At 64.3% G+C, this 22,667-nt stretch carries 19 protein-coding genes; 7 read left to right on the top strand and 12 right to left on the bottom strand.

The features are described 5' to 3' along the window. Positions 1-104: 104 nt before the first annotated feature. The 3 genes from XH96_RS05690 to XH96_RS05680 all read left to right on the top strand — a co-directional run bounded on the left by XH96_RS05690 (position 105) and on the right by XH96_RS05680 (position 3,459). Complete coding sequence (locus XH96_RS05690; RefSeq protein ID WP_194391424.1) at positions 105-1,256, top strand: HlyD family secretion protein; 1,152 nt, start codon at positions 105-107, stop codon at positions 1,254-1,256. Between the two features lie 105 nt (positions 1,257-1,361). Then, positions 1,362-2,969, top strand: coding sequence for an MDR family MFS transporter (locus XH96_RS05685; RefSeq protein ID WP_194391423.1), 1,608 nt, complete (start codon positions 1,362-1,364; stop codon positions 2,967-2,969). Positions 2,970-2,997: 28 nt separating this feature from the next. Then, positions 2,998-3,459 (top strand): carboxymuconolactone decarboxylase family protein, encoded by a 462-nt coding sequence (locus XH96_RS05680; protein ID WP_194391422.1) that lies wholly within the window; start codon positions 2,998-3,000, stop codon positions 3,457-3,459. Between the two features lie 137 nt (positions 3,460-3,596). Here XH96_RS05680 and XH96_RS05675 read toward each other — a convergent pair whose 3' ends face one another. The 6 genes from XH96_RS05675 to XH96_RS05650 all read right to left on the bottom strand — a co-directional run bounded on the left by XH96_RS05675 (position 3,597) and on the right by XH96_RS05650 (position 9,329). Next, positions 3,597-4,457 carry a D-amino-acid transaminase gene (locus XH96_RS05675; RefSeq protein WP_194391421.1) on the bottom strand — a complete coding sequence of 287 codons (861 nt, stop codon included), beginning with the start codon at positions 4,455-4,457 and terminating at the stop codon, positions 3,597-3,599. A 187-nt stretch (positions 4,458-4,644) separates the two neighbouring features. Then, the gene (locus XH96_RS05670; protein WP_061879045.1) at positions 4,645-5,376 is read right to left on the bottom strand and encodes an amino acid ABC transporter ATP-binding protein; all 732 of its coding nucleotides are present in this window, start codon (positions 5,374-5,376) and stop codon (positions 4,645-4,647) included. Positions 5,377-5,388: 12 nt separating this feature from the next. Then, the gene (locus tag XH96_RS05665; protein ID WP_194391420.1) at positions 5,389-6,081 is read right to left on the bottom strand and encodes an amino acid ABC transporter permease; all 693 of its coding nucleotides are present in this window, start codon (positions 6,079-6,081) and stop codon (positions 5,389-5,391) included. Between the two features lie 3 nt (positions 6,082-6,084). Then, a complete protein-coding gene (locus tag XH96_RS05660) occupies positions 6,085-6,816 on the bottom strand; it encodes an amino acid ABC transporter permease (protein ID WP_131869092.1) in 732 nt (243 codons plus the stop codon). 116 nt (positions 6,817-6,932) lie between these two features. Continuing rightward, the gene (locus XH96_RS05655; RefSeq protein WP_194391419.1) at positions 6,933-7,844 is read right to left on the bottom strand and encodes an amino acid ABC transporter substrate-binding protein; all 912 of its coding nucleotides are present in this window, start codon (positions 7,842-7,844) and stop codon (positions 6,933-6,935) included. An 87-nt stretch (positions 7,845-7,931) separates the two neighbouring features. Further along, entirely contained in the window at positions 7,932-9,329 is a 1,398-nt protein-coding gene (locus tag XH96_RS05650; RefSeq protein WP_194391418.1) for a M20 family metallopeptidase, read from the bottom strand. Positions 9,330-9,632: 303 nt separating this feature from the next. On the opposite strand from XH96_RS05650, the gene XH96_RS05645 reads away from it, so the two are divergent. Further along, positions 9,633-11,012 carry an LLM class flavin-dependent oxidoreductase gene (locus XH96_RS05645; RefSeq protein ID WP_194391417.1) on the top strand — a complete coding sequence of 460 codons (1,380 nt, stop codon included), beginning with the start codon at positions 9,633-9,635 and terminating at the stop codon, positions 11,010-11,012. A gap of 115 nt (positions 11,013-11,127) precedes the next feature. Here XH96_RS05645 and XH96_RS05640 read toward each other — a convergent pair whose 3' ends face one another. The 4 genes from XH96_RS05640 to XH96_RS05625 all read right to left on the bottom strand — a co-directional run bounded on the left by XH96_RS05640 (position 11,128) and on the right by XH96_RS05625 (position 16,586). After that, entirely contained in the window at positions 11,128-12,789 is a 1,662-nt protein-coding gene (locus XH96_RS05640) for a thiamine pyrophosphate-binding protein (protein ID WP_194391416.1), read from the bottom strand. 290 nt (positions 12,790-13,079) lie between these two features. Further along, positions 13,080-13,583, bottom strand: a complete 504-nt coding sequence (locus XH96_RS05635; RefSeq protein WP_194391415.1) for a GFA family protein — start codon at positions 13,581-13,583, stop codon at positions 13,080-13,082. Positions 13,584-13,843: 260 nt separating this feature from the next. Beyond that, the gene (locus XH96_RS05630; protein WP_194391414.1) at positions 13,844-14,971 is read right to left on the bottom strand and encodes an alkene reductase; all 1,128 of its coding nucleotides are present in this window, start codon (positions 14,969-14,971) and stop codon (positions 13,844-13,846) included. Positions 14,972-15,089: 118 nt separating this feature from the next. Further along, positions 15,090-16,586 (bottom strand): aldehyde dehydrogenase family protein, encoded by a 1,497-nt coding sequence (locus XH96_RS05625; protein WP_194391413.1) that lies wholly within the window; start codon positions 16,584-16,586, stop codon positions 15,090-15,092. Positions 16,587-16,769: 183 nt separating this feature from the next. On the opposite strand from XH96_RS05625, the gene XH96_RS05620 reads away from it, so the two are divergent. Continuing rightward, on the top strand, positions 16,770-17,615 hold the full coding sequence (locus tag XH96_RS05620; protein WP_194391412.1) for an SDR family oxidoreductase: 846 nt from the start codon (positions 16,770-16,772) through the stop codon (positions 17,613-17,615). Positions 17,616-17,800: 185 nt separating this feature from the next. Here XH96_RS05620 and XH96_RS05615 read toward each other — a convergent pair whose 3' ends face one another. After that, positions 17,801-18,007, bottom strand: coding sequence for a hypothetical protein (locus XH96_RS05615; protein ID WP_061879056.1), 207 nt, complete (start codon positions 18,005-18,007; stop codon positions 17,801-17,803). A gap of 279 nt (positions 18,008-18,286) precedes the next feature. Here XH96_RS05615 and XH96_RS05610 point away from each other — a divergent pair, with 279 nt between their 5' ends. Next, positions 18,287-19,558, top strand: a complete 1,272-nt coding sequence (locus tag XH96_RS05610) for a DUF892 family protein (protein ID WP_194391411.1) — start codon at positions 18,287-18,289, stop codon at positions 19,556-19,558. 31 nt (positions 19,559-19,589) lie between these two features. Here the strand turns inward: XH96_RS05610 and XH96_RS05605 are convergent, their stop codons facing one another. Further along, the gene (locus tag XH96_RS05605) at positions 19,590-20,969 is read right to left on the bottom strand and encodes a glycoside hydrolase family 3 protein (protein WP_194391410.1); all 1,380 of its coding nucleotides are present in this window, start codon (positions 20,967-20,969) and stop codon (positions 19,590-19,592) included. A gap of 187 nt (positions 20,970-21,156) precedes the next feature. Here XH96_RS05605 and XH96_RS05600 point away from each other — a divergent pair, with 187 nt between their 5' ends. Next, positions 21,157-22,665: a DUF4173 domain-containing protein gene (locus XH96_RS05600; RefSeq protein ID WP_194391409.1), complete on the top strand. Its 1,509-nt coding sequence runs from the start codon at positions 21,157-21,159 to the stop codon at positions 22,663-22,665. Positions 22,666-22,667 lie beyond the last annotated feature (2 nt).

Raw genomic sequence — 22,667 nt, 5'->3', positions numbered from 1 at the left:
TGCTTCAAATAATACCGGGATTATCACAACCATCGGGACAACGCATCTTGTCCTCGTCAATGCGCACGCCCTTCGAACGGGCGACCGGGAATTCCGAGGATGTCATGTCGAACGCTTCTTATGTGTCTGGAACAACTGCAAAAATCGGCCTGCAGCTGTCTCGCCGGACAATCAATCGGGCGGCCATCGGACTGGCGCTGATCCTCGGCATCGCGGTGGCCGGCGACTATGGCTACGACTATTTGAAGACCGGCCGGTACCTCGAATCCACCGACGACGCCTATGTGAAGGCCGATTCCACGATCGTCGCGCCGAAAGTGTCCGGCTACATCGCCAAGGTCCTGGTCGGCGACAACGAGAAGGTCAAGGCAGGCCAGCAGCTGGCCAAGATCGACGACCGCGATTTCAGGGCAGCGCTCGATCAGGCCCGCGCCGACGTCGCGGCTGCCGAAGCTTCCGTGCGCAACATCGACGCCCAGCTCGAACTGCAACAGCCGATCATCGAGCAAAGCACGGCCGACGTCGCTGCTGCGGACGCCAATCTGAAATTCGCACAAGAGGAGCGCGCCCGCTACGACGACCTCATGAAGTCGGGCTCCGGCACGATCCAGCGGGCGCAGCAGACCGACGCGGCGCTGCGCGCCAGCAGCGCGCAATTGCAGCACGCGAAGTTCGGCCTTGTGGCTGCACAGCGCAAGATCGACGTGCTCACCAGCCAGCGGGCCCAGGCCGCAGCCCAGCTCGAACGTGCGCGTGCGGTCGCGCAGCAGGCAACGCTGAACCTGTCCTATACCGAGATCACAGCGCCGGTGGATGGCACGATCGGCGCCCGTAGCTTGCGCGTCGGCCAATACGTGCAGGCCGGCACGCAATTGATGGCCGTGGTGCCGCTCGATGCGGTCTATGTCGTTGCCAACTTCAAGGAGACCCAGCTCACGCATGTGCGGCCCGGCCAGCCGGTCGAACTGTATGTCGACAGTTTTCGCAATCGGGTCCTGCACGGCCATGTCGACAGCCTGTCGCCGGCGAGCGGGCTGGAATTCGCATTGCTGCCGCCCGACAACGCCACGGGCAACTTCACCAAGATCGTGCAGCGCGTTCCGGTGAAGATCGTGCTCGACGACCACAGCCTCACCGGCCTGCTTCGCCCCGGCATGTCCGCGGTGCCGACCATCGACACCAAGGCGACCGTGCTGGCCGAGCGCGAGACGGCGAGGCGTCTCGCCGACAACATGCTGAGGCCGCACGGCGGCTGACCCGGACCCGGCAGGTTTGTCAAACCCTGTCGCAAGATCGTTCCAGAACGTCCTCGATTGTCGAAATCATCCGCATCCTGTCTCCGTAGCCGAGACGAGGCTTCCATGAGCACGCTTCAATCCGCCCTCGACGCCGCATCCGCCGTCAGCACTCCCGCACCCGCCGCTTCGTCGGTGCCGGCCAAAACCTGGATCGCGGTGATCGGCGCAACGCTTGGCGCCTTCATGGCGGTGCTGAACATCCAGATCGTCAACGCCTCGCTCGCCGACATCCAGGGCGCGATCGGCGCCGGTATCGACGACGGCGGCTGGATCTCGACCTCCTACCTGGTCGCCGAGATCGTGGTGATCCCGCTGTCCGGCTGGCTGGCGCAGGTGTTCTCGATCCGCATCTATCTGCTCACCAACGCGATCCTGTTCCTGGTCCTGTCCGCGGCCTGCGCGCTGGCGCATGACCTGTCGCAGATGATCGTGCTGCGCGCCATCCAGGGCTTCACCGGCGGCGTGCTGATCCCGATGGCCTTCACGTTGATCATCACCCTGCTGCCGCGCGGAAAGCAGCCGGTGGGCCTTGCGCTGTTCGCGCTGTCGGCGACGTTCGCACCGGCGATCGGCCCGACCATCGGCGGCTATCTGACCGAGAATTTCGGCTGGCAGTACATCTTCTACGTCAACCTCGTGCCGGGCGCGATCATGGTCGGCATGCTCTGGTACGCGCTCGAGGCCAAGCCGATGAAACTCTCGCTGCTGCGCGAGGGCGACTGGGCCGGCATCGTCACGATGGCAATCGGCCTATCGGCGCTGCAGACCGTGCTCGAGGAGGGCAACAAGGACGATTGGTTCGGCTCACCCTTCATCGTCAAGCTGTCGGTGATCGCGGCGGTGGCGCTGACCGCCTTCCTGATCATCGAGCTCACGGTGAAGAAGCCGCTCTTGAACCTGCGCCTGCTGGTACGCCGCAATTTCGGCTTCGGCATGCTCGCGAACTTCCTGCTGGGCATCGCGCTCTACGGCTCGGTGTTCATCCTGCCGCAGTATCTGTCACGCATCCAGGGCTACAATGCCGAGCAGATCGGCATGGTGCTGGCCTGGACCGGACTGCCGCAACTGGTGTTGATCCCGCTGGTGCCGCGTCTGATGCAGAAGCTCGATGCGCGCATCGTGATCGGTATCGGCTTCGTGCTGTTTGCGGCCTCCAACTTCATGAACATCACCATGACCAGCGACTACGCCGCCGACCAGCTGCTGTGGCCCAATATCGTTCGCGCGATCGGGCAGGCACTGGTCATGGCGCCGCTGTCGGCAGTCGCAACCGCCGGCATCGAAGCCGAGAACGCAGGCTCGGCGTCGGGCCTGTTCAACATGATGCGCAACCTCGGCGGCGCGGTCGGAATTGCGATCTTGCAGACCGTTCTGACCAAGCGCGAGCAGTATCACTCCAACGTACTGATGCAGTCGGTCTCGATATTCGAGCAGGCGACGCGCACGCGGCTGGAGCAACTCACCCAGTATTTCGTCAATCACGGCGTCCTCGACCATGCGGATGCCGCGCATCGCGCCTATGTCGCGATCGGCCGTATCGTGCAGAAGCAGGCCTATATCCTCGCTTTCAGCGACACCTTCTATCTGCTCGGCGTGGCGCTGATCGTGGCTCTGCTCGCCGTCCTCTTCCTGAAGAAGCCCGGCCAGACCTCGGCCGGTGGCGCCCACTGACCTCAACCCAAGAAGCAAGGAGACAATCATGAAGCCTCGCATGAACTACCTCCAGGCCGCGCCCGAGACGATGAAGGCGCTGATGGCGCTGGAGGAGCAGATCCAGTCGACCGGCATCGAGAAATCGCTCATCGAGCTGGTCAAGATCCGGGCGTCGCAGATCAACGGCTGCGCCTTCTGCATCAACATGCACAGCGAGGACGCGCGCAAGCGCGGCGAGACCGAGCAGCGCATCTACCTGCTCAATGCCTGGCGCGAATCCCCGCTCTACACCGACCGCGAGCGCGCGGCGCTGGCCTGGACCGAGGCGGTGACGCTGATCTCGCAGACGCATGCGCCGGACGACATCTACGAACAGGTCGGCGCGCAATTCTCCGATGAGGAGACGGTGAACCTGACGATGCTGATCGGCGCCATCAACGCCTGGAACAGGCTCGCGATCGCGTTCCGCGCAGTGCATCCGGTGAAGGTGAAGGCGTCGGTGGCGTGAGGCATCCGCAACTGTCATGCCCCGCGAAGGCGCGGCATCCAGGACGCCGCGGCCCATCGGGCCTATCACTGCCGTCACGGCGTCCTGGATCGCCCGGTCAAGTGTTCAAGCCGGGCGATGACAGCGGTGGGCGTGGCTCAGACCGCCGTCGCCCTGGCGAACTCCACGTAGATCTCGCGAAGGCGCGTCGCCACCGGGCCGGGCTTGCCGTCGCCGATTGTCTTGCCGTCGATGGCGACCACCGGCTGCACGAAGGACGAGGCCGAGGTGATGAACGCCTCCTTGGCGGCGAGCGCCTCGGCGACCGTGAAGGACCGTTCCTCGACGCGGAGCTGGCGCTCCTCGGCCAGCGCGATCACGGCCTTGCGGGTGCAGCCCGGCAGGATCGCGTTGGAATTCTTGCGGGTGACGATGACGTCGTCCTTGGTCAGGATGAACGCCGACGAGGAGCCACCCTCGGTGACGTAGCCATCCTGCAGCATCCAGGCCTCGCCCGCGCCGGCTTCGGCCGCGGCCTGCTTCGCCAGAACCTGCGCCAGCAAAGCCACGCTCTTGATGTCGCGGCGTTCCCAGCGGATGTCGGGCACCGTAATGACATTGATGCCGGTCTTCGCCGCCGCCGCGTTGATGATGTCCTTCTCGGACGTGAACATCACCAGGCTCGGCTTGACGTCCGCCTTGGGAAACGGGAAGTCGCGCCCCTTGTCGGCGCCGCGCGTGACCTGGAGATAGACAAGACCGTCCTGGAGCTTGTTGCGCGCGATCAGCTCCTTCTGGAGCTCGGTGATGCGCTCGATCGTCTCCGGCAGCTTCAGCTTGATCTCCCCGACGGAGCGTTCCAGCCGCGCCAGATGCGAGGCATTATCGACCAGCTTGCCGTCGAGCACCGCGGAGACCTCGTAGATGCCGTCGGCGAACAGGAAGCCGCGATCGAGCACCGAGATCTTGGCTTCCGAAAGCGGGACGAATGAGCCGTTGACATAGGCGATCGGGTCCAAGGCAGGTCTCCTGGCGAGATGGGGAATTTGGCGCGCTTATACGCCAGTTAGGGGGACGGATCACCCCTCTATTCGTCATTCCGGGGCGGCGCGAAGCGACAAGCCCGGAATCCGTTCTGCCCCGGGCATTGCCGCCCGATGGATTCCGGGCCTGCGCCTTCGGCGCATCCCGGAATGACGGCGGTAATTAGTGCGACAAAATCTTCGACAAGAACTTCTGCGCGCGGTCGCTACGGGGCTTGCCGAAGAAGTCTTCCTTCGCCGCGTCCTCGACGATCTCGCCGCGGTCCATGAAGATGACGCGGTTGGCGACCTTGCGGGCAAAACCCATCTCATGGGTGACAACCATCATGGTCATGCCCTCATGAGCTAGATCCACCATGACGTCGAGCACCTCGCTAACCATTTCCGGATCAAGCGCGGAAGTCGGCTCGTCGAACAGCATGACGATCGGATCCATGGCGAGCGCACGGGCGATCGCAACGCGCTGCTGTTGGCCGCCGGACAGGTTCGCGGGATACTTTTGCGCCTGTTCCTTGAGGCCGACGCGCTCCAGCAGCTGCATGCCTTTCGCCTTCGCCTTGTCGCGCGACCGGTCGAGCACCTTCTCCTGCGCGAGGCAGAGATTGTCGATGATCTTCAGGTGAGGAAACAGCTCGAAGTGCTGGAACACCATGCCGACCCGCGAACGCAGCTTCGGGAGGTTGGTCTTGGGATCATTGACCTTGATGCCGTCGACCAGGATGTCCCCGCTCTGGAACGGCTCCAGCGCGTTGACGCATTTGATCAGCGTCGACTTGCCCGAGCCGGAGGGGCCGCAAACCACCACGACCTCACCCTTGGTGACGCTGGTGGTGCAGTCGGTCAGCACCTGGAAACTCGGGCTGTACCATTTGTTGACGTGGCTGATTTCGATCATGAGGGGGGAGCCCTAGCGAATGATGGCGATGCGCGCCTGGAGGCGGCGGACGCCGTAGGACGCGATACAGGAGATGGTGAAATAGACCACGGCTGCGAACAGATACATTTCGACCAGGCGCCCGTCGCGCTGCGCCACCTTGCTGGCTGCGCCCAGGAAGTCCGTGATCGACAGGACGTAGACCAACGAGGTGTCCTGGAACAGCACGATGGTCTGCGTGATCAGCACCGGCAGCATGTTGCGGAAGGCCTGCGGCAGCACGACGTAGCGCATGGTCTGGGCGTAGGTCAGCCCCAGGGCACTCGCCGCGGCCGGCTGTCCGCGCGAGATCGACTGGATGCCAGCGCGCATGATCTCCGAGAAATACGCCGCCTCGAACATGATGAAGGTGATGAGCGAGGATGCGAAGGCGCCGACGCTGATCGGGCGCGAGGCGCCGGTCACCCACTGCCCGATATAGGGCACCAGGAAGTAGAACCAGAAGATCACCAGCACCAGCGGCAGCGAGCGCATGAAGTCGACATAGACGCCGGCGATGCGGCCGAGCAGCTTGTAGCCGGAGAGGCGCATCAGCGCGAGTGCCGTGCCGAAGATGAGGCCGCCGAGGGCAGCGAGCCCCGTCAGCGTCAGCGTGAAGGTCATGCCCTCGAAGAACAGGTAGGGCAGCGCGCGGCGGATGACGTCGAAATCGAGATTGCCGAACATCGCTTATTTCCCCGTAATGTAGCCGGGGATCGCGACCCAGCGCTCGAGGAAGCGCATTCCGGTCACGACGACGGCGTTGACGAGGAGGTAGAGGATGGTCGCGGCGGTGAAGGCCTCGAACACCTGGAAGGAGAATTCCTGCATCGAGCGCGCCTGTCCCGTCAGTTCGAGCAGGCCGATGGTGATCGCGACCGCCGTGTTCTTGATGGTGTTGAGGAATTCAGAGGTGAGCGGCGGCAGGATGATGCGGAAGGCCATCGGCAGCAGCACGTAGCGATAGGCCTGTACCGTGGTCAGGCCCAGCGCGGTTGCGGCCATCTTCTGCCCGCGCGGCAGCGAACCGATGCCGGCCTGCAATTGCACGGCGACGCGGGCCGACATGAAGAAGCCGATGCCGATCGCGGCCGTCCAGAACGGCGCGTTCGGGAGCTGCTTCAGCCAGGTGCCGGCAGCTTTTGGCAGCAGCTCCGGCAGAACGAAGTACCACAGGAAGAGCTGCACGAGCAGCGGCATGTTGCGGAAGAATTCGACATAGGCAAAGCCGAACCAGTTCGCCCCCTTCGACGGCAGCGTACGCATCACGCCGACGATCGAGCCGGTGATCAGCGCGATCACCCAGGCCAGCGCCGCGGTCTTGAGGGTCAGCACCAGGCCCGACAGCAGCATGTCGAGATAGGTGCCGGTCCCCATCGGGTTCGGCTGGAAAAAGATTCCCCAGTTCCAGTTGTAGTTCACGTGTCCCCCGCGCGAACGCGCCAGTCATGGATGTCCTGAGCGCCTATGCAAATGTCCGGCCACCCTGGTGTCAAGAGTGGCCGGACATGATCCCGATCGAAAGATCGAGGTTTATCTCACTTGTAGTCGTCCGGGTTCGGCGAATCCGTCGGCTTGGCGAACTCGTTCTTCAGCTCGGCCGAGATCGGCGTGTTGAGGTTCAGGCCCTTCGGCGGGATCTTCTGGGTGAACCACTTGTCGTAGATCTTCTGGGCTTCGCCGGACGTATAGAGCGCCGCCGTCGCCGCATCGACCACCTTCTTGAAGGCGGGGTCGTCCTTGCGCAGCATGATGCCGTAGGGCTCGGGCTTGGAGAATGCATCCTTGGAGATGACGTAGTCGTCCGGGTTCTTCGAACCGGCGACGAGGCTCGCCAGCAGGATGTCGTCCATGACGAAGGCGACCGCGCGGTCGGTCTCGACCATGAGGAAGGCTTCGGCGTGGTCCTTGGCCGGAATGATGTTGGCGCCGAGGCCCTTCGCGACGTTGGCTTCGGTGAGCTGCTTGATGTTGGTGGTGCCGGCGGTCGAGACGACGGTCTTGCCCTTGAGATCGTCGATCGACTTCAGGCCGCTCGACTTCTTGAAGACATAGCGGCTGGCGGTCAGGTAGTGGGTGTTGGTGAAGGCGACCTGCTTCTGGCGCTCGGCATTGTTGGTGGTCGAGCCGCATTCGAGGTCGATGGTGCCGTTGGCCATCAGCGGGATACGCGTCGCCGACGTCACCGGGTTGAGCTTGACCTCGAGCTTGTCGAGCTTGAGCTCCTTCTTCACGGCGTCGACGATCTTGTAGCAGATGTCCATCGCGAACCCGACGGGCTTCTGGTTGTCGTCCAGATAGGAGAACGGAATCGAGGAGTCGCGGAAGCCGAGCGTGATCGCGCCGGTGTCCTTGATGTTCTTCAGCGTGCCGGTCAGCTCCTGGGCCCCGGCCTGGCTGACGACGAAGGTCGCGGCGAGCGCGAGCCCGATGCTACGGAAATGTTTCACTTTCTTCTTCCCCTTTCAGGATGATGCGGCCGGATGCAAGCACAAATCGGGCCGGATTAGAATGTGACTTTCGGCTGGACCGATGCCTCAGGTTAACGGACCTGTCAGTGGTCCTGGCAATTCCCCGAGATCCCAGAACAGCCCGGCCATCACCGTCAAGGCCTCTTCGGTCAAGGGCAGCAGGATGTGCTCATTGGGCGCATGCTGGGAGCAGCCCGGATAGGAGTGCGGCACCCAGATCGTCGGCAGGCCCAGGATCTCGGAAAACACGTCGTTCGGCAACGAGCCGCCGAAATTCGGCAGCACGGCCGGCGCCTTGCCCGTGGTCTCCCTGACCGAATCCGCCGCCCATTTGATCCAGGGGCTGTCGAAATCGGTGCGCGATGCAGCAAAGCTCTGCGCCGCCCGCACCTCGACCATTGGAAAACCCTTTGCAACGAGATGCGCGCGGATTGCATCGATCAGGCCCTCGACCTTCGTCCCGACCACGAAACGCAGTTGCAACACGGCATTGGCGTGACCGGGAATGGCGTTCGCCGGCTTCTCGATATTGCCCGACGACATCGCCAGCACTTCGAGCGTGTTCCAGGCATAGAGCCGCTCGGCCGCCGACAGCCCCTCCTCGCCCCAGTTCTCCGCGAGCGCCGGCTCGTCCGCGGTCGGCACCACCTGCACGTCGGCGAGGTAGCTGCGGATCTGGTTGGTGAGCCGCGGCGGCTTCAGGGCATCGAGCAGGAGACGGCCGTGGCCGTCGACCAGGGTCGAGATCGCGTTGACCAGAATGGTCGCAGGATTGGCGAGCACGCCGCCCCAATTGCCGGAATGGTGGCCACCGTCGCGCAGATTCACGTCGAGATGAATGCGGATGCCGCCACGGCAGCCGAGAAAGAGCGTCGGCCGGTCCGCGGACAGGCGCGGCCCGTCGGAGGCCACGAACAGGTCCGCCTTGAGCGCGTCCCGATTGAGATCGCAGACCTTGCCGAGATCCGGCGAGCCGATCTCCTCGCCCATCTCGACGATGAATTTCGCGTTGAAGCCGAGTTTGCCGCCGCGAGCGTCACGCACCGCGCGGAGTGCCGCCATATTGATGCTGTGCTGACCCTTGTTGTCGGCGGTGCCGCGACCGTAGAGGCGCGTACCTGCAACCGTCGTGCGCCAGGGATCGCGGCCATCGCGCCACTCGCCCTCCATGCCGTCGACGACATCGCCATGGCCGTAGATCAGCACGGTCGGCGCCGACGCGCTCTCGTGACATTCGGCCAACAGGAAGGGTGCCTTGCCGCTCGGGGATTCGACGATGCGGCTGGAAAAATCGAGCGCGGCGAAGGCCGGCTGCATCTCCCGTTCCAGATAGGCGCGCAGCTCGGTGCCCCGCGATGGATTCTGGCTTTCGGTCCGATACGCGACGCGGCGGTCGAGCTCGGCGAGGAACGCGCCGGATTTAAAGTCGTCCCGGGCGCGGGCGATGGCGTCGGCTCTGGTCATTGCTTTCGTTTTCAAGGTTTCGACGCGGGCGAACGTAGCGGGCTACATCGGCCATCGAAAGTGGCAGGGGGCTTGGAGAGTTTCTTGGAGAGTTTCTTGGAGAGTTTCTTGGAGTTTCTCTTGTAGTTCGCTTGTAATTCTCTTGGGATTTCGTTCCTGCTCGCTTGAGATCGGCTTGCCAGGCGTGGCGGCACCGCTGATTTTGACCTTGCCAACACCCAAACATATGCAAGAACTTCGCCAAGTTGGGGCGCACATCTATCATTCGAAGAGCGCTCAGTACAGGGCACCGAGGGGACCAGCATGGCCAAAGAGATCAGGCTCAACGCCTTTGCGATGAATTGCGTCGCACACCAGTCACCGGGCCTGTGGACCCATCCGCGCGACCGCACGGCCGACTACAACCGCCTGCCCTACTGGATCGATCTCGCCCGAACCCTGGAACGGGGCCGCTTCGACGGGCTGTTCCTGGCGGACGTGCTTGGGGTCTACGACGTCTATGGCAACAGCCCTGACGCAGCCTTGCGCAATGCGGCACAGACGCCTTCGAACGAGCCGCTGCTGCTGCTGTCGGCGATGGCAGCCGTGACCCAAAATCTCGGTTTCGGCGTCACCAGCAATCTGTCCTTCGAGCCGCCCTACCCGTTCGCGCGGCGCATGTCGACACTCGATCACCTCACCGAGGGGCGGATCGGCTGGAACGTCGTCACCGGCTATCTCGACAGCGCTGCGCGCGGCGCCGGCAAGGACAAGCAGACCGGGCATGACGACCGCTACGACATCGCCGACGAATATATGGAGGTGGTCTACAAGCTCTGGGAAGGGAGCTGGGAGGACGATGCCGTGCTGCGCGACCGCAAGCGCGGCATCTTCACCGATCCCGCGAAAGTTCATCGCGTCAATCACGAGGGCGCGAACTACCGCATCAACAACACCATTCACCTCAGCGAACCGTCGCCGCAGCGCACGCCCGTGCTGTACCAGGCCGGCACCTCGCCGCGCGGCCGGCAGTTCGCGGCAAAGCATGCCGAATGCGTGTTCATGTCGGGACCGTCGGCCAAGGTGATCGCGCCGCGCGTCTCCGCGATCCGGCAGGAGGCCGCCGCGCTCGGCCGCAACCCGGCCGAGATCCTGATGTTCTCGATGATGACGATCATCCTCGGGCGGACCGAAGCCGAGGCGAAGGAGAAATACGCCGACTATCGCCGCCATATCAGCCCCGAGGGCGCGCTCGCCCTGATGTCGGGATGGACCGGCGTCGATTTCTCCGGCTACGATCTCGACCAGCAGGTCCGCCACGTCCAGAACGACGCCGGCCGCAGCGCGATGGACAACGTCACCCGCGCCGACCCCGACCGCGTCTGGACCGTGCGCGACGTCATCGAGCATGTCGGTATCGGCGGCGCCGGCCCGGTCATGGTCGGCACGCCCGAGATGGTGGCCGACAAGATCGAGCAATGGTTCGAAGCAACCGACGTTGACGGGCTCAACGTCGCGTTCGCGATCTCGCCCGGCGATTTCGAGGACATCGCCGACATGCTGGTGCCGGAGCTCACCCGGCGCGGACGGTACAAGAGCGAGTATGCGAAGGGCACGCTGCGGGAGAAGCTGTTCGGCGGCGGGCGCGCAAGGCTCGGCGCGTCGCATCCGGCGGCGGGGTATCGGGTGGGGAAGAAGGGGTAGCTGCCTCCTCCTCGTCATTGCGAGCGCAGCGAAGCAATCCAGAATCCCTCCGCGGACACAGCCTGGATTGCTTCGTCGCAAGCGCTCCTCGCAATGACGGCGGACAGAGCCCGCCCTACACTTTCCCGTCCACCATGACCTCGATCAGTTTCGTGCCCGGCCGACTGAAGGCCGATGCCAGCGTCGCCTTCAGTTCGCGGGGGTCGCTCACCTTGATCGCCTCGCAGCCGAGTGCCTTGGCGATGCCGACGAAATCGACCGGCGGGTCGACGAAGTCCATGCCGACGTAATTGTCGTCGCCATGAAAGGCGAGCAGGCGCTGCTTGATGATACGGTAGCCGCCATTGTTGACGATGATGACATTGAGCGGCAGCTTGTGGTGCGCCGCGGTCCATAGCGACTGGATCGAGTACATCGCGCTGCCGTCGCCCGAGAAGCAGACCACGGGCCGGTCCGGATTGGCGATGCTGGCGCCGACCGACGCCGGCAGGCCCCAGCCGATGCCGCCGGAGGCAAGGCCATGATAGCCGTAGCGATCGCGGTGCGGGCGCAGCGCCGTGATCTGGCGGCTGGAGGTGAGGCCTTCGTCGACGAGGATGGCATTGTCAGGCATCGCCTCGACCATCTGCAGCACCAGGAAGTCCGGATCGATCGGCGCGCGGCCAGCGCTCTTGCCGATCTGCTCGACCAGCTCGGCGCGGCGCGCGGTCCAGTTCTTCGGCGCGAGTTCGGCAAGGCGCCGCCTGGCGCGTTGCGCCAATGCCTCGCCACCCATCTCCTTCAGCACAGGGATCAGCGCACGTAGCGTTTCCTTCAAATCCGCCTTGAGCGCGATCTCGACTCCATAATTCTTGGCGATCTCCCAGTCCACGAGGCCGATCTGCACGATGCCAAGACCATCCGGCAGCGCATCGACCTCGCTAAAGACCGACATCCGCAGGGGATCACCACCGAGCGCAATCAGGAGATCGTAAGGCGCCAGCGTGTCGCGCGCGACCTTCTGCACGCGCGCGAGCGTGCCGGCGAAACTCGGGCTTTCGGAAAGGAAATGCGCGCCATAGGGCGTCGAGGATTGATAGGCCGCCGCACCCAGCAGCTCTGCGAGTTCCGCCGCTTCCTTCAGCGCGTCGCTTTTGACCACCTCGTCCATGGTGACGATCACCGGGCGTTCGGCCTCGAGCAGACGGGCAGCAAAGGCCTTCAACGCTTCATCCGACGGCCTTGTCCGCGCATCGATGCGGGTGGACCGGCCGAGATCGATCCCGGCCTCGCTGTTGAGGATGTCGCCGGGCAGCGAGATGAACACCGGTCCGGTCGGCGGCGTCGTCGCCACCTTGGCGGCGCGGCGGACAATGCGCGGCAGGTCCTCCAGCCGCGTCACCTCGACCGCCCATTTCACCAGCGGCTCGGCCATGCGCACCAGCGGACCATAGAGCACCGGCTCCATCAGGCCGTGGCCCTGCTCCTGCTGGCCGGCCGTGAGGATCATCGGCGTTCCCGTGAACTGGGCGTTGTAGAGCGAGCCCATCGCGTTGCCGAGACCGGGCGCGACGTGCACGTTGCAGGCGACCAGCTTGCCCGAGGCGCGGCTGTAGCCATCGGCAATCGCGACCACGAGGCTTTCCTGCATCGCCATTACATAGGTGAGATCAGGATGATCCTTCAGCGCGTGCATGATCGGCAGCTCGGTGGTGCCGGGATTGCCGAAGAGATGCGTGATGCCTTCGTCCTTGAGCAGCGCGAGAAAGGCGGAGCGGCCGGTGATCTTGTTCTTCATGTTTCCTCCAGGAGCGGGCATTGCCGCAAGGACTGAAGGCATGATGGCCGAAGTCTTGGGAGGCATGCAAGGAAGCGCGGTCATGGCTGCGTTGCGCGGGACGGTCTCGTGTCCCAGACGCGACGCGGCGCCATAGCGTGTCGAAGACGCGCGTGAACGCGCTTACGGCGGTGCGGCGCAAAGCCGGGACCCAATTCGCGCCGAACCCGCTGATGCATGGGCCCCGGTTCAGCGGTGCGTCACTTCGTGCCGCGCCGCATCCGGGGCACGAGGACAATGCAAGCGGTCCCTTACATCTCCTCCCGGCCGAGCTCGAACGGATCCTCGCCTCTCGCCCGCTTCTTCTTTTTCGAGCGCTGCCACACCACGCCCGGAAAACCCTTCAGCGGCACAAGCGGCTCGCCGGTATAGGCCCATTCCTGCAGCTCCTCGATAGCGATGTGATAGAGTGGCTGGCGGCCGGTGCGCTCCTTGAACAGCGCGCGGGGGATGTTGACCATGTGCGGACCGCGCGGACGCTCATAGGCGATCGGAGTCCCGCAATGCGAGCAGAAGCTGCGCGTGGTCTTCGTGGCCTTGTCCTCATAACGCGTGAGCGATGTCTTGCCGGATGTGATGCGAAAGCGCTTCTTCCAGCTTCCGACATAGGTCGCGTAAGCCGCGCCATGGGCGCGGCGGCTGGCGGCCGAGTGATCGTGCCAGGCCCAGCGTGCGGGAACGTCGATCTCGAAGGCGATCCTGCCGCAGAGACACTGGCCGGTGGCTATACCTGCTGCGGCTGCGACTTTGGCCATGGGGTTCTCTCCGTCGTCATTGCGAGCGCAGCGAAGTAATCCAGAGTGCCTCAGTGGAGAGATACTGGATTGCTTCGCTGCGCTCGCAATGACGGAATTTGTGGTGGCGGTCGCGCAACAAATCAATGTCGTCATTCCGGGGCGATGCGAAGCATCGAGCTTTGATGCGCAATTGCGCATCAGAGAATCCATCCCGCGTCTAGGCGATGTGGCCCGATGGTTTCCGGGTTCGCGACCTCGTCGCGGCCCGGAATGACAGATCAGGCTGGCGTCAGTTCGTCATAGACAGGATAGTCCGTATATCCCTTCTCCTCGCCGCTATAGAACGTCGCCCGGTTGTACGGCGTGATCGGATAGTCGTGCTCCAGACGGCGCGGCAGATCGGGATTGGAGATGAAGATGCGGCCGAACGCGATGATGTCGGCATGGCCGTCGGCGATCGCCGCGTTCGCGGTCTCGCCGGTGAAGCCGCCAGCCGTCATCAGCACGCCGCTGTAGAGCGGACGGAACAACACCATCGCCGACGGTACGTTCTGCCAGTTGACCTCGGCACGACCCGAGCCGCTCGATCGCGGCTCGATGAAGTGCAGATAGGCGAGGCCGAGCTTGTCGAGCGCCTTCACCACATGGGTGTAGAGCGGCATCGGATCGGGCTCGCCGGAATCATTGGCGATGCCGTAGGGCGACAGCCGTACGGCGACGCGATTGGCACCCCAGACGTCGGTCGCGGCCTGCGTCACTTCGAGCAACAGCCGGGCGCGGTTCTCGATCGAGCCGCCATATTGATCGGTGCGCTGGTTGCTGCGCGACTGCAGGAACTGCTCGAGCAGATAGCCGTTGGCACCGTGGATCTCGACGCCGTCGAAGCCGGCGGCAAGCGCGTTCTTCGCGCCCTGCCGGAACGCCTCGACGATGCCCTTGACCTCCTCGGTCTCCAGCGCGCGTGGCGTCTCGTAGTCGGCGATCTTGCCGTCGGCCGTCATCGCCTTCATGCCTTCGGCCTTGATCGGAATTGCCGAGGCCGAAACCGGCAGCGCACCGCCGTGGAAGGAGGAATGCGAGACGCGGCCGACATGCCAGAGCTGGAGGAAGATGATGCCGCCCTTGGCGTGCACGGCATCCGTCACCTTGCGCCAGCCCGCGATTTGCGCCTCCGAATAGATGCCGGGGGTCGTCGGATTGCCGCGTCCGTGCGAGAGCACCGGCGAGGCCTCGGCGACGATCAGGCCGCCTTGCGTTGCGCGCTGGCCGTAATATTCGGCATTGAGCGGCCGCGGCGCAAAACTCTCGCGCTCGGCCCGCATGCGCGTGAGCGGCGCCATCGCGACGCGATGCGCAAGCTTGTACGGACCGACCTGCAACGGTTTGAACAACGCCGGAAATTTCATGCTGGCCCCGATTTTCTTTGGAAGGATGCTGATCATATAGCGCGGGGCGGCCACCGGAAAGTCGCCGCCCCACAAGAAGCAGATATTCCCCCTCGCGGAACGCGACGAGGGACAGGCCTTACGCCGTCTTGATCCAGACCGCCTTCACGTTGAGATATTCCTCGACATGCTGCTTGCCGGACTCGCGGCCGTAGCCGCTCATCTTGTAGCCCCCGAACGGCACGGCCGGGTCCATCGCCTGGTAGCAGTTGACCCACACCGAGCCGGCGCGCAGGCGCTTCGCCACCGCATGGGCCTTGCTGACATCGCGCGTCCACAGGCCGGAGCCAAGTCCGAACGTGGTGGCATTGGCGCGCTTGACCAGCTCGTCCATGTCCTTGAACGCGATCGCGGAGATGACGGGACCAAAAATTTCCTCCTGCGCGATGCGCATGTTGTCCTCAACGCCCGCGAACACCGTCGGCGAGACGAAGAAGCCCTTCGACAGCGCGCCTTCGGTGACGCGTCCGCCCCCGGCGAGCGCCTTCGCGCCTTCCTTCTGGCCGATGTCGAGATAGCCGGTGACACGCTCGAGCTGCTGCTCGGAGACCAGCGGTCCGATCTGCACGTTCGGATCGAGGCCGTTGCCGACCTGCAGCTTCTTGCCGAACTCGGCGACGCGGCCGACGAATTCGTCATAGATCGACTGCTCGACGAAGAGCCGCGTACCGGCACTGCAGATCTGCCCCGAATTGGCGAACACCGCCATCGCCGCGCCCGGCACGGCTGCGTCGAGATCGGCATCCGCGAACACGATGTCCGGCGACTTGCCGCCGAGCTCGAGCGAGACGCGCTTGAGGTTGCCGGCGGAGGCACGGATGATCGACTGGCCCGTGACATGCGAGCCGGTGAAGGCGACCTTGTCGACGTCATGGTGCGAGGCGAGCGCGGCGCCCGCAGTCTCGCCATAGCCGGGCACGACGTTGATGACCCCTGGCGGCACGCCCGCTTCCATCGCCAGCTCGGCGATGCGCAGCGAGGTCAGCGGCGCCTCCTCGGCGGGCTTGAGCACCACGGTGCAGCCGGTCGCGATCGCAGGACCGATCTTCCAGATCGTCGCGGTCAGCGGCCCGTTCCAGGGAATGATGGCGCCGACGACGCCGATCGGCTCCTTCAGCGTGTAGGAGAAGATCTCGCCGGGCAGCGAGTTCTCGATGGTCTCGCCGTGGATCGCCGTGGTCTGGCCGGCGTAGTAGCGCAGCATGCCGACGGCGCGCAGGCGATAGGCGCGGGTTCGGCTGAGCGGCGCGCCCATGTCGAGCGTGTCGAGCTGCGACAATTCGTCGAAATTCTTCTCGACGAGGTCGGCGAGCTTCAGGAGCAAGTTCTGCCGCTCGAACGGCTTGACCTTGCTCCAGGGGCCTTCGAAGGCGCGGCGAGCGGCCGCAACCGCACGATCGATGTCTTCCTTGTCGCCTTCGGCGACGGTCGCGAGCAGCTCGCCGGTGGCGGGATTGCGGGTCTCGAAGCGCTTGCCTGAGGCTGCATCAACCCACTTCCCGTCGATCAGCATCGGCTTGTAAGATCCATTTGCAAACGGATGGCGCGTGATCGGAATAGCCTGCGACACAGCCATGGCTGCACTCCCTGTCAGGTGATTGATTGGTTCGATCTGGGCGGGATCGTTCGATCAAGGATACAGCCGGGCTGGTTAGGCGTAAAGGCAGCGCCGAACGAAGACCTCCCATGCCGACTTGTGCAGGGTTGGACTGCCGCCATGTTATAGCTCGACCGAGGCCCTCTCCACGGAGACGATCCAATGCCACATCCCGCCATCGTCAAAGACAATGTTGCCGTGATCACGGGCGGCGCATCCGGCATCGGATTTGCAGCCGCCACCGCCTTCGCCCGCGCTGGGATGAAGGTGTGTATCGCGGATGTCGACGAGGCGCTGCTGGCGGAGACTGCAACAAAACTGTCATCCGTCACGGCTGCCGCAAACGTGATGACCTCCGCCGCCGATGTCAGCAAGCTCGAGAGCGTGACGGAACTGGAACGCGCGGTGCGCGAGCGGTTTGGCGGCACCGACATCCTCATGAACAATGCCGGCATCCAGCCGGGCAGCACGCTGTTCGGCGAGCCCGACCATTGGCAGCGCATCATCGGCGTCAACATGTGGGGCATCATCAACGGCTCGCGCATCTTCGCGCCCGGCATGATCGCGCGCGGCAAACCGGGCCTGATCATCAACACCGGTTCCAAGCAGGGCATCACCACACCGCCGGGCGACCCCGCCTACAATGTCTCGAAAGCCGGCGTGAAGGCATTCACCGAGGCGCTCCAACACGAGCTGCGCAACACGAAGGGCTGCCACATCGCGGCGCATCTGTTGATCCCGGGCTTCGTCTTCACCGGCCTGACCGCGAAGGGACGCACCGAGAAGCCGGCCGGCGCCTGGACGCCGGATGAGACGGTCGATTTCATGCTGGCGCGGCTGGAGGCCGGCGATTTCTACATCCTCTGCCCGGACAATGACGTGCCCCGGGCCCTCGACGAGAAACGCATGCTCTGGGCTATGGGCGACATCGTCGAGAACCGCCCGCCATTGTCGCGCTGGCACCCGGACTATGCCGATGCGTTCAAGAAGTTCGTGGAGGGAGAGTGATTCTTCTTCCTTCCCCCCTTGTGGGAGAAGGTGGCGCGAAGTGCCGGATGAGGGGGTGTCGCCACGAAGAGGGGTTGTCGCCACGAATACGACTGAGAGAGGACTCGCGAAGAGACCCCCTCACCCGGCTTCGCTCCGCGAAGCCACCCTCTCCCACAAGGGGCGAGGGTGCAGCTGCGAATGGGTTACAACGTCTCTTGCTTGTGCCCACACTGCTTGCAGGCGAACTTGACGCGGGCCTGGCCCTTTTCCGCCTGGACCCGGTTCGGGGCGCCGCATTTGCCGCAGACCGCCTCGATGCGGGTCGTGCCCTGCTTGACGACGATGGTCTTCTTTTCCATCGATTCGCGGATCAGGCGCTCGGCCTCCTCGCGCAGGGATTGTTTCGACAAAGCTCGTCTCCGCCTCTGAAAAGCGCGAGAGCCATAACGCACCTGCATTCGAAGCACAATGCGTGATGAGACCGCCGGCCCCTCGACCGCATGCGAGCTGGTCCACAGGCGCGGGGGAGCGGCGGAGGCCCATTGCTCCGTCGCTACTCTAATGCCGGGACGGGCTCAAGCCGGCCCGCCAGACCAATCTGGAACGAAATCCGAATTTTGAGATGGCTAGGAACGAACATTCCAAGGGCCCGTTGTCGCCGTAGTTTCCCTCACAGCGCGAGCCGTCCCATGTATCACCACGTCAAGAAGCTGATGTTCACCGTGCGCGTCGACGAACCCGATCCGCGCTTCGGCAATATGCTCCTCGAGCAGTTCGGCGGCGCCAACGGCGAACTTGCGGCGGCGATGCAATACTCGATTCAGGGGCTGAACTGCGAGGATCCCGACCGCAAGGACCTGCTGATGGACATCGGCACCGAAGAGCTCAGCCATCTCGAGGTCGTCGGTTGCCTTGCCCGGATGCACCTCGCGCCTTCGAAGAACGACCGACAGGCGGCCGAAGCCGATCCGCTGATTGCGATTGCCGGCGGCGGCGGCGTCAATCTGTTCAATTCGCAAGGAAATCCCTGGACCGCCGACTATCTCAAGATCACCGGCGAGCTCGACGTCGATCTCCGCAGCAACATCGCCGCCGAAGCACGGGCAAAGATCGTCTACGAACGACTGATCAATTTCTGCGACGACGCCGGCAGCAAGGACGCGCTGCAGTTCCTGATGACGCGAGAGATTACCCATATGAAGGCGTTCGCACGGGCACTCGAAAGCCTGTCGAAGCCGGCCTTCAGCATCGGCAGGATCGCGCCGACGCCCGGCCTCGTGAACCAGTATTTCAACGACTCCACCGGCAGCGGTGATCACGGCGAGATCGACACCCGCGGTCCCTGGAACGAAGGCGAGGACTGGGTTTTCACGGAATCGCCTGCGCTTCAGTCTTCTGATCCAGGCGCAGCACCGTCGATCGTCACGGAGAGCTCGCCGCCCGTGGACGAGGCGGGCCTGACCGACCTTCTGCTTCACGAGCTGCGCGACATCCTCCATGCCGAGAAGCAGCTCACCAAGGCGCTTCCAAAGATGGCCCAGGCCGCGCGCTTCGACCAGCTGCGTGAACTGTTCGAGCAGCATCTGGCCGAAACGGAGAACCAGGTCGAGCGCATCAACGAATGCTTCGAGCTGCTCGGCGAGAATGCGCGGGCCAAGCCCTGCAAGGGGATGATGGGCCTGATCGAGGAAGGCCAGGAAGTCATGAAGGAAGGCGAAGAGAAGGAGGACGCAGCCGCCGACCTCGCGCTGATCTCGGCGGCCCAACGCGTCGAACATTACGAGATGTCCGGCTACACCACCGCGCGCAACCTTGCGCAGCAGCTCCGGCACAGCGCCATCGTCGCGCTGCTGTCGAAGTCGCTCGCGGAAGAGGAGAACGCCGATCTCCTGCTCAATCAGGTGGCGCGGTCGCTGATGTCGGTGGCGAAGATGCCCGCCGCGCTGGAGCAGGCCGAATAGACCGCGCTACGCAACGCGCAGACGCCCGAGTTCAACTGCCCCGCGCCGGCGCGCGCGGGGCAGCAGGGATGACTATCCCAAGTGTGCGTCCATCGGGTGAGACCGCTCCGGCCTGTGCGGCCGGCGAGCGCAGTTCCAACCGCACCGCGCTCGCGCGCAGCATCGCCGCGTCGAGCCTGCCCTGCCGCGATGCATCCAGAGCACAGGAAAAGACCCGAGAGAATTGCGCGCCGTCATAGGCGACCAGCAGCATGTCGACGCCGGCGTTGATCGCCTCCACTACGGCCCTGCAGACGTCGTTCTGGTAGATTGCGCCCATGACGAGATCGTCCGTCATCACCACGCCCTGGTAACCCCACTTCCCACGAATGATGCCCTCGACCACACGCTTCGAATGCGATGCGGCGCGGTCGGGATCGACAGCGGTGAGCGTGACATGGCCGACCATCAGAGCGCTCCGCGAGTGCGACAGCACCTCGCGGAACGGCAGCCAGTCGGTTGCCTCCAATTCCTTCACCGGCGTATCGAGACTGGCGCTGAAATGATGCGTGTCATCGCGCACGCGCCCGATGCCGGGGAAATGCTTGAGCGTGGCATCGACGCCCGACTCTTCCAGCCCCCGGACATAGGCGCTCGCGATCGTGCCGACGACCGCGGGATCGGCCGCGATCGCGCGCTGGCCGATCAAGGTGTGAAAATCGAGGCGATTGCGGCGAACCGGCGGCTTCAGGTCGAGCACCGGCGCGAGATTGAGGTTGACGCCGAGATCTGCAAGCTCTCGGCCGTGGATGCGGCCGAACTCGTCGGCCCTGGCCTGCTGGTCGCCGGGCGCGAGCCCGGTGAGCGTCGCCAGTGCCGGCACCTTGGTCAGCGGCGGCGCGAGATGCCCGACGATGCCGCCCTCCTGATCGGCCGCGACGACCAGCGGCGGAAGGCCTGCGGCGCGCCGCTTGTCCTGAAGCGCCGCGATCTCGGCCCGCAGCGCCTCGATCGTGCGTCCCCGGATGTTGTGCCGGGTGACGTAGACGCCGCCGATCAATCCCTGCTCGGCGAGACGCGCGATCTCGGGAAAAGAGGAATAGCCGACCATGAAGTGAGGCCCGAGCTGGCGCGCCTCGGCGGCGCTCGCACTGAGAACGGCGTGCTTGCGCAGCTCGAACCTGACATGCGCCGCCGACATCAGAACCGGCGGCAGGCACCAGAGCAAGACGAGGAGCATGCCCGCAATGCTGCGCCAATGCCCGCGACGCAGCAGGACGATGACGACCAGGATGCTTGCGACGACAAGCGCGATGTTTCCGGCGCCGCGTAGCACGAGCAGATAGGGGTCATTCTTGTTCACTGCCGCGAATGCGGCGAGCGGCGCGGCCAGCCAGAGCAGGACGAGACAGAGGCGATTGAGGAATTGCATGATGCAGCACACGCGATTGGAGCGAATGCTTCGCACCTATCAAAGCGTTTGACGCTGCGCGAGAGACAATCTCGGGTCTGCACGAAAACTGCAAAAGACTCCTGAAACCGTGCTGACGATGATCCCGGCTTCTGCACAAGCGCCGTTCAGAATTCGTGATGTACCCATCACGGAGAATCTTCTGGACATGACGAGCCTGGCTTCGACCTCGACGACGGACATTCCACCGATCAGGCCTTCGGCACTGTCGGCCAAGCTCGCAATGGCACTGCTGCTCGCCGCACTTGCCGACTTTCTGCTCTACGGCCGGCGGATCGGACTGTCGCTGGTGATCCTGGCAGTCGCGATTGCCTGCGCCTCGCTGCTTGCCAACCGTGCGGCGCTGGACTTTCGCCGCACAGTGACCGGCGGCGCGGTCGTTGCACTCGGTCTCGCGCCGGCCGTCGAGGAGCTCAACACGCTTTCGTTGCTGATCCTCGTCGCGTCGCTGGCCATCGCCTTGCTGCTCGCAACCAATCCGGAGACGACCAGCCTCGCGGACCGCGCCCGCGCGCTGCGAAACCTTGTCCTGTTCGGTCCCTTCAGATTCTTCCCCGACGCGCTTCAGGTCTTCAACATGTCGGCGTTCACCCGCGGCATCGCGCTCTGGCTGATGCCGGTGGTGCTGAGCACCGTGTTCGTGGCGCTGTTCGCCGCGGCCAATCCCGTGATCGAGCAATGGGTCTCCCTGCTCAATCCGAAAGTCATCCTCGAATATGTCAGCGTTCCGCGCGTGCTGTTCTGGATCCTGATGCTGGCGCTGGTCTGGCCGTTCATCCATGTACGCTGGCGGCGCAGGAAGATCTCCGCCGCCGCCCAGACCGACGCCGCGGAGCCGCCGCCGCTGCCGCCCTTCGTGTCGCCGGAGTTTCTGGGCCCCTCCACCATCCTGCGCTCGCTGATCCTGTTCAATCTGCTGTTCGCGGCACAGTCGATTCTCGACGGCATCTATCTCTGGGGCCACGTCGCGTTGCCCGACAATGTAACCTATGCGTCCTACGCCCATCGCGGTGCCTACCCGCTGATCGCCACCGCGCTGCTCGCTGCCGCCTTCGTCCTGATCGCGATGCGACCGGGCGGACCGGGCGAGAAATCGAAGGTGATCCGGCCACTGGTCTATCTCTGGGTCGGGCAGAACGTGCTTCTGGTCGCCTCGTCCATCCTCCGCCTCGATCTCTATGTCGACATCTACATGCTGACTTACTGGCGCATTGCGGCCTTCATCTGGATGGGGCTGGTCGCGCTCGGACTGGTCCTGATCGTGACCCGCATCGCCCTCAACCGGTCCAACCAATGGCTGATCGGCGCCAACCTGATCGCGTTGACGATCGTGCTGTACGGCTGCTCGCTGGTGAACTTCGACGCCTTCATTGCCGACTACAATGTCACCCACAGCCGGGAAGCGTCGGGCCAAGGCGTGCAGATCGACATCAACTATCTCCTGACGCTCGGGCCGCAAGCGCTGCCCGCCATCGACAGGGCGATCGCGCTGCGGCCCGGCGCCAGCGAGGGCTGCCTTGTGTCGCGCCGCGACCGCCTTGTAGAACAGCAGCGCCAGGACCTGGCCTGGCGGAGTTGGAGCTTCCGAAGCTGGCGGCTCCAGCGCAGGCTGGACGCCCAGGCGGAAACCAGGTCCGGCAGCCGGTTGGCGGGCTGACG

This window comes from Bradyrhizobium sp. CCBAU 51765 (assembly GCF_015291725.1).
GTDB lineage: Bacteria > Pseudomonadota > Alphaproteobacteria > Rhizobiales > Xanthobacteraceae > Bradyrhizobium > Bradyrhizobium liaoningense.
The sequence above is the reverse complement of the archived record's forward strand: the minus strand, read 5'-3'. Positions and strand labels throughout refer to the sequence as shown.